Here is an 8,420-nt window from a genome sequence, read left to right as displayed (position 1 = left end):
GCAGCCGATATGTTTGCGACGGCGCCAACGCGAGCACCTATCCAGGTTCTAGCGGATTAGGTACCGACAATCAGCCAATTCCAAAGTGCTCTTCGACTGTCTTAAGACAGTTTGGCTTCATGAAATAGCCTCGCGTACGCCCGCAGGCAGGATGCAGGACCGACAGCCTCGTCTAAGGGCGCCGTACGATACAGTGCCAGACAAGCTCACTGCCTTGGATCCAAGGGCAGTTAGGCTGAAACAGCTCTTTTCATCCCGTATGCCTAACCGAGGCACGCGTTCCAGATAGCTGTGAAGGGTGAGTGTCATTTTGAAAGAACTGCGAGTTTCTCGTCGAGCTGAGGGTCAATATACCCTTCCTCCAATACCCGTAGAATCAGCTTCATAGCCGCCGTTTGCGTGATCGCTCGATCTTCCTCTGGCAGTAAATCGAGTACGATTGAAATCGTTGTTGGGTCTTCTGAAACAAGCGACGGAATGAATTCCTCACCAGGTGTGGTTTTTTCCTTGCTCAGAATCTCTGCCACGATAGGCAGGTAGAATTTTCTGGTATGATCCCTGTGAAAAGCATCCGCCCTTTCAATCTTCATTAGCGTGTCGGCGTCACCCGAAAATGCCTCGCGCATCGTCATGATGACCGCATCTCGGATGCGGTCAGCCTTCAACGCAATGTCTTTTGCCGGACCGCCGACACTCACTGCGAACTGAATGAGTTCATCGAGGCTTTCTCGAACTTTATGCAAGTCAGCGGTGGTCATCGGCGAAGGAAGCTCTTCGACTTCCTTTGCGAGCGCAGAAAATAGACCCTGCGCCAATAGGAACTTGTCGCTGTCGTTTTTCCTTGCCTCAGAAACGTCTTCTCTTAAAACGGTTCGCCTGGACGGCGCAAAGTAGGGGTTGTTCCATCTCTTGATCAGATAGGCTTCGCGCGCGCCCGGGTTCTCCGACCATTCCAAGTCGTTCGTTTCGGCCAAAGGAGCCCCGCGTGATTTGCCCTGGGGTCCATGAATTATGTAGTTCATGGCCTCCATGCCGGCCCGCTCCCGGTCGGCAGGTGTCTGGGCCTTGCCCCACTGCGCGCCAAGCCTCTGAATCTCCTGTTCATCCTGAAATTCCCGCAGAGCCTCTCCGCCTTGCCGTCCCGCACGGTACGCCACCATAAATTCTCGCCAGAGTTCCCTGATGATCCCCACTAGCTGCCCCTTAGTTTTTCGCGCGAAATTGGCAAATTGACGGGCTATCCAGGACGCACCGTAGCACGACTTGCGTCTATTACTCAGACGCGACAACGCTGCGCCCATCGCGCGTCGATCAGCGCGATATGCGCGCCCACATCCCCGCTATCATAAGGGTTAGGTTGCAAGTGGCGTTCGACGCTATTGTCAATCTATGGAATCGCCCGCCCCCCAGTCTCAACTGATGGATTTGCCACCCGAACGCCCGTTGTCGCTTCGAAATCAGACCTGTGTCTATTGCGGGCTCGCCCTTTCTCCCGGCAACAAGACGCGGGAGCATGTCATCGGGCGCCGCTTCGTGCCTGATGGGAAGCTACAAGGGCAATGGAATCTGATCCTCAACGCTTGCCGTCCTTGCAACTCTCACAAGGCCAATCTCGAGGACGATATTTCGGCGATTACCCTGCAACCCGATTCTTGGGGCCGTTACGGACATGACGACGTTTCGGCGATAGAGGATGCCCAACGCAAGGCCAAAGACTCGCGCAGCCGCCGGACGCGGAAGGTGGTCAAGGACAGTAGCGAACGGATCAATCTCCAGGGGACGCTGGGACCCGGCATCAACCTATCATTTCAATATTCTAGCCCGCCACAAATCGACGACAATCGATCGTTCGAACTGGCACGCCTGCAATTGATGGCGTTCTTCTACATGCAGACCTATAACCATGAGACCCGTCGGGGTGGATATTGGCTTCACGGTTATCATCCGGTCATGACCACAAACCGCAGCGATTGGGGCAACCCACTGATGGTTGGATTCATGCGAACCATAAAGAGTTGGGATTGCCGGCTCTTGGCGATCTCTGCTGACGGCTTTTTCAAGCTTATCATACGTAAGCACCTGTTGGCTGAGACCTGGGCCTGGGCGCTGGAATGGAATCACAACCGCCGCTTGATCGGCTTCTTTGGTGAGCTTGATCCTGCGCAAGCCATCGTCGATAGCCTGCCGAGATTGGAGGTCAAAACAGTCTACCAAGCGCCCAACGAGTCGCTTTCCTATCGGGTCGAAACGCCGCTTAAGGAGGACGAAGACACTCTTTTCTTGGTCTTCGACGAAACCGGGCAACCGGACGCCTGACCACACCGACGAGACGACGGTATGGCATCGGGCTCGTTAGCCTCGCACCTTGCGCCAAGGTGGGCTACTCCAAAGCCGCGACGTTGCGGTTGTCCTGCGCCGAAAGCCTGCGCCCGTGTCATTGGTGAAGATGACAGGCTTGTGTCGGAACTTTAGGAACGAAGGCCATTGTGGCGGGACCGGCCTCACGGCTTTGACGTGGACGAGCACCTCGTCATGCTCACTAAGGTCTTTCTCTTCCACGAGCGCGTAGCGAGTGTGGGTTTCCGTCCCCCCATTAGGTACAGCCACCACGACGTTGAACCGGTTCGGAGGCCTCAGTTGCGCAACTGCGGCAGCCATCGCTTGCACATCGCTCCCGGAACTCCGGTCGCCAAAGTACAGATTTGCCGCGCAGTTCAATACCTGGTGATGGTTGCAGGCATGAATGTCCACCGGACTTGATACATTGATCCAACCACCGGCGTGCTCGGCCTGATAGACATCACCATCCAGGAAAATGGCCAAGAGCGTTGGGGTAAGCGGCAAGAACAGGAGGGCTCCAGCACTGGAGATGCCATAGGATCTGTCTTGCGCGCGCTGTTGATACCACCGGTTGGCGAGAACGGCGGGATCATCGGATGTGAGGAACGGCACCGACGTGAGGTTTCGAACAACCCGCACCTTGAGATCGTCCACGACGGTCATCGTGTTGGCGTAGTGACGCATCGCTGCGATGACCGCAGCCTTCACCGCCTCGTTGAAAGTCGGTTGCTCGAAGCCGGGACCACTGGCCGTCGTGGCTGCGAAAACGAGTTCTGCAGATCGACGCGCGGCAGCTTCTGTGCGGACGTGCTGCAGGTAGGCGAAACGCCTTAGGACCGTGGCATGAGACTCGTTGATAACCGCGCCTGACTTGCGGAGGTCAGCAACGCAACGGCCGTAGTATCCCTCGACCGCCTGAATGGCATCTTCGAGCACAGCGTCCTGCCCATAGAAGTAATCTCTGGAGCACTGATTTTTCACCGGAGCGTCGAAAATTGCTTTATTCCGATCAAGGTTGAACAGATGAATGGCTTTGCCGTCTGCGCAGACGCTGAAAGGCGTTAAATGCACCCTGGGGACGAAATGCTGGTTCTTGTTCTCCGCCATGCAATAGTGCGATCCACCGTTCAGGTCTGTCCTTAGAGTTACCAAGTGCCCGGTCACTGCCTATCACACGGAGCTAGCTGCTGGAATCTAGCACTCGGCTGTGCTTAGCGGCGCTCTCGCGCTCCAAAGCGCTTGGCGCCATCTGGGACCATTTCCGGTCAAGGCGTTTTTGGTGCTTGAACTCTACGCGGGGTGGCGACGGCCTACGGCGCCGGCGCTCTTGAGAAGTTTGCGTGCCCTTTCGCGTATCTCGATCTCAGGATCATGTTCCAGCCTGCAGGCATGGGCATAGACCTCGTCGGGTTGCATAGGCGGCGAGACGAGCAGGTCCATGCCTGCCAGGCGCCAGCGCGGATCCGGATCGGAGAGAAGCACTGAAAGCGCACGGACATGATCCGGGTCGAAGGTGATTCTAGAAACGAGCTTTGCAGCGAATGCGGGTGGCACGACGCGGCGCAAAAAAGCGTCGACTGTAAGGCTTCGAAGCGTTGGTGCCGCGCCGATCCGCGATTCTACATGGGATTCGGCGAGCGACCGGATGTCGGTTCGCGGGTCGCTTACAAGATCGATGAGTTTGTCATGGTCGATCGCATCCAGAAGAAGCAAGGCTTCGAGAAGATGCGGCCGGGGGCTCCGGGGAACAACACCACCCGACTTCGGGTAGGGCTCTTCGTGAATTTCCCAATGCTCGAAAGATCGTTGCAGGAGCACGCTGTCAGCGAAGCGTCGGCGTTTGACCAGCTCGAGCGCGAGCTTGGCTCCCGAGTTAGCCACATGCACATCCTTTCCGACGAGCCCATCCGCGAGAGCGAGCAGGAGGCTGTCGCTTGGATCGATATCGAGCGCCGCGAGGCTATTGAGAACATATTCGAGACCGGGCCGTGGCGGGCCACTCAACACCGGGAGCAAGGTTTCCACGGCGAACGAGGGATAGCGACTGACAATCACATGGGCGAGGCCCGCGAGTTCCAGATCCTCAGCTCCAGCTAAGCGACCTTGAAGATCGACAAGAGCCGGTGGATCGGCGTCAAGCGCACTCGCGGCCACCTCGACCAACCATTCAGACTTGTGAGCGAGAGCTTTGAGCAGGAGCTCGCGATCGGGCTTGGCCGCAGCAATCCTCTCCCAAGCCAAAGGGGGCAGATCGACCGACGGCAAGCCAAAGCTGAAGATACCCTTGTCTGGTTCGGCCGCGAGATGATTGGAAAGACCCAACGCATCGGCTTCGAGCATGTCGGCCGGCACCGCACCGGCAATTACCAGCAGGCGCAGCGCCTCTTTGACCCCCGCGGCGTCATAGGCGAGTGTCCAGGCGAGTACATCACCCGCGATGACGTCGTAGAACCCCGCGAGGCGCAGCAAGCTGGCAACGTAGGGATAGGCCTCGGAGATCGCCCCACCGGCTGCGTTGTCTGTCTTGAGGGCATCGACGACGCCCTGAAGGGTGGCACGCGAGCCCTTGGTCCAGGGATCGGCAACCTTGCCGACCGCCCAAGCCATGCTCTCCAACCCTTTTGCCCATGGCTTCCTGACCTCGGCCAGGCCGCGGCGCTCGAGTTCTGTCTCCACCTTGCTCAGAAAGCCGATGTTTTGAAATGCCTCGCCGGCAAGAGCGGTCGCCAGAAACTCCTCTGCCTCCCCGTCGGGAACCACCCGCAGGGCGGCAAGGCCAACCTCCTGCAGGAGATCGCGATCCTTGCCGTGGATTAGCCTCAATCCTCCCAGCAGCGAGCCTGGTTGCGGAAGCACAATCTCCGCGGTAAGTGCGGCGAGTACCCGCCGAAGCGCAGTTGCGTCAAACCATTCCGGCCCTGCATTTACGGCGGCGGCCCAACTAACCAACCGAGGTACTGCGTCGACGTCGTCAAGATATTTGCTTGCCGCCGGACCGACCAACTTGGGACGCGTGCGAGCAAGGCTGACCAAGGCCATGCCAATCTCAAAGCCTTCATCGTTCCCACGGATCGCCGCTTCGAACGCAGCCGAGACAAGAATTGTAGCGTAGGAGTCGGTGATCTCGGCGTCAGGGTCGGTCAGAAGGGCAACCGCGCGCTGAATCTGACCGTGTGTGCCGCTCACTTGCCGCGCCACGAGAAGCCGGGCGATCTCATCGCCCACGCTCATGCCCGCTGCAAAGCCGATGACTTCGCTCCAGGACGCGTCGTCCACTGCCTTTTCGATTTGTGACGCTCGCTCGGTCCCTTCAAGGCCGACGAGGTAGCGACCCGCGGCGTACTCGGCGAAGCTCTTGTGGATGAAAGTCATCAGAGTCGTGCCCGAATGGTAGAGCCGTTCGATCAGGCCACCTGCCTCCCAAAAGCCAATGGCAGACTCGACCTGCTTGGAGGCCGTGAGCGGCGTCACCCCGAGTTCGGGAGAAATGATGCGGCAACACTCATCGATAATCGACTGGGTGGTGGCAATCGGATCGCGGACAAGTATCCACCCTACGATCTCCATCACCCGCTGCCGGACGGTCTCGCCGACGGACTCGCCTGCATAGCGCGAGGTCTTCGACAGCAAGGCAATCATGCGCTCGTAGAGGGCAGCGCGCGAAACCGGCAGTGCCGCCTCGGTGGCGATGAGGGAAGCTGCCATCCCCAGGAGTTGCGGACTTGAGGCGATCGTTGCGGCGGCTTTGCTTCGTGCGAGTTCGCGCTTGGCGATTTCGCTCGCTGAGTTCTTCAGTTCATCCGTCGAGGCAGCGGCTTTCACCAGCGCGCCTAGATTGGATGAGCCCTTCTCGGCCTCCGGCGCATTTAGGGCATAGTGACGCCAGTGCAGAAGCGCCTGCGTTTCATAGCCAATCGGCCTTGTGGTCACGACGATGCGGGCGTTTGGGTGGCTTTTCGCAAACGCCGCGAGTGCGTCGCCAATCGGATTGTGCTGGTCGCCGCAGTCATCGAGCCCATCGGCAAGAACCACGAGGTCGGTGAGCCTCGCCACCTCAAAAGCGGCAACGCTGACTGGCGCGGAGTCAAGGCCCCATTTGTAGAGACCTTCCTCAAAGGACGCACCTGCCCGCACCGACGCAGCGAGCGACTTCAGCGATACCCGAAGAACTGGAACTCCCATACTCGCGTAAGTGCGCGCGAGTTGAAGGATGAGAGTCGATTTTCCGAGGCCGGGTCCGGCGATAACAACCGAGTGCCTGTGAAAGAGCCCGGTGAACTCGGCGTCGAAGGCCTCGCTACGTCGCCGCGGCGCATCTCTGCCACTGGCATGGTATCTTTCGAGCGCTTCCGCGGGACCTACGGCTTTCGCCACGTCATCCTGTAGCATAGTCTGCATTGGCAGGAGATCTGAGAGCGGCAGCTGTTTCTTCAGGCCGGGCAAGGAGAAGAACTGGCACTGCCCTGTGACCCAGCTGGCAAGCGTTTGCAACATTCCGGCGGTAGATTGTTGGGGTCGCAGAGCGATGGAACTGCTGCTGAGAAGCCGCTGGAGATGGCCAACCTCCCAGCGCCCTTTGTGCTCGATGAGGTTCATTGCGCCGCGATAGAGCGCGTTCCAGGCGCTGACCGCATCCGCTGATACTTCGCATACTGAACGAAGGCGATCTTGAGCTGAATCGACGCTGAGCCGATCAGAATCTATAGCATGTACCACTTGGATGCGCAGGTGCGCGCAGCATGTAGCAACATCCAGGTTCGCCGCCGTGAGGCGACGGAGGAAATCTTCCCCGATGTCCGACAGGCCGTCCGTTCGCCCCCCGCCCAGTTTCACGATGTCCTTGGCAAGATCGTTCTGAATCGTTCCGCTCGCATTCGGTGCCACGACGAGAACCCCGAAGGCGATCGTCTTGCCGTGAATGCCGTTCGCCAACGCGAGCAGTGCATCCCAGAGCGCGTCACCTCGGGACAGTCCTTTCTTGGCCTGTATCTCGATGTGAAGACCGTTCTTGAGTTCGATCTTGACATCGTCGCCGGGACCATGGGTCTCCGCCCAGACGGCCACCGGAGTGTCATCAGCGACACCTGCCAGCCATCCGATGGGAGTGGCCAACAGCAGGTGCACGGCGGCGATGCTTGTCACCGCCGCCTGAAAGTTCATTCCAGAACCTGGCGCCGCGCCAGCTGCTGGCGGCTTCCTGGCTCGCTTAACCGGACCAGGCTTTGTAGCCGGGCATTTTGTTCCGTGGCCAGTAGTCATGGCATCCCGCCCCCAACGAAAACTAAAGTCTGACCGGGTGCATGCGGGCCTAGCCCCGTTCAGTTTCGCCGCCGTCGCGGAACCATTCACCGGAAAATGCTGTTGGCTACTCTAGCGAGGCAATCAACACAGGGACAAGCGTGCGGGGACTGCGCTACGGCCAAAACTTTGTCATCCGCCGGCCCCACTTCCGGATCGACCGACATACAACACTGCTGAAAATGGTAAAAACGGCACGGTCATGCGTGATGGCATCTCGAGATCGATCATGAGAGTAATCTCGAGATGGCATCAGACACACTATCCACTGATCGAAGCAATTTCGAGCTGTCATGCCGGTCCAGCTGGTCTCCGCCCGGGTAATTCAGCTTCCGTAGGGCCGTCACGCGGCTTCCGTGCTTACAAACGGGCTCGACATCAGTGTCGCAAGCCCGCCAATTTCCGGTGATGTCCGCGTTGGGTCAGAAGCGGCAGGGAGCGAGGCACCATGACTATAATGAGGCCGAAACGCGGTCTCTGGGAGTTCCGCGGCCAATGGCGGCATCGCGAAGGTCGCTAACGGCCCCATTTGAGACGTGCAATACGTGCTGGCTGTGGGGAGGTGCGCCGAGACGTCCCTGGCCTATAAAACGCAAAAACCGCCCCGGTTAGACCGGGACGGTTATTGATTTATGATGAAATTGGTTGCGGGGACGCGCAACTGCCGACACCGACATTCGCTGATGTGGCGATTTGAGAATGCCAGCCGCATCGCCCAGACAGACGTGGTAGGCCCAGGCGGCGGCAAGAGTGTTGATTTTGTTGGCTTTTGCGATTCAGAA

At 58.7% G+C, this 8,420-nt stretch carries 4 protein-coding genes; 1 reads left to right on the top strand and 3 read right to left on the bottom strand.

The annotated features are described in order from the left end of the window. Positions 1-305: 305 nt before the first annotated feature. On the bottom strand, positions 306-1,193 hold the full coding sequence (locus EH240_RS36135; RefSeq protein WP_125007123.1) for a hypothetical protein: 888 nt from the start codon (positions 1,191-1,193) through the stop codon (positions 306-308). Positions 1,194-1,389: 196 nt separating this feature from the next. Between EH240_RS36135 and EH240_RS36130 the strand changes: the two genes are divergently transcribed. Next, complete coding sequence (locus EH240_RS36130) at positions 1,390-2,316, top strand: HNH endonuclease (RefSeq protein ID WP_125007122.1); 927 nt, start codon at positions 1,390-1,392, stop codon at positions 2,314-2,316. A gap of 36 nt (positions 2,317-2,352) precedes the next feature. On the opposite strand, the gene EH240_RS36125 is transcribed toward EH240_RS36130, so the two are convergent. Beyond that, on the bottom strand, positions 2,353-3,447 hold the full coding sequence (locus EH240_RS36125; protein ID WP_125007121.1) for a DUF4238 domain-containing protein: 1,095 nt from the start codon (positions 3,445-3,447) through the stop codon (positions 2,353-2,355). A gap of 183 nt (positions 3,448-3,630) precedes the next feature. Continuing rightward, complete coding sequence (locus EH240_RS36120) at positions 3,631-7,500, bottom strand: NACHT domain-containing protein (protein WP_125007120.1); 3,870 nt, start codon at positions 7,498-7,500, stop codon at positions 3,631-3,633. Between the last annotated feature and the right edge of the window lie 920 nt (positions 7,501-8,420).

This window comes from Mesorhizobium tamadayense (assembly GCF_003863365.1).
Taxonomy (GTDB): domain Bacteria; phylum Pseudomonadota; class Alphaproteobacteria; order Rhizobiales; family Rhizobiaceae; genus Mesorhizobium; species Mesorhizobium tamadayense.
Note: the sequence above shows the minus strand (reverse complement) of the source record. Positions and strands in the feature narration are given on the sequence as shown.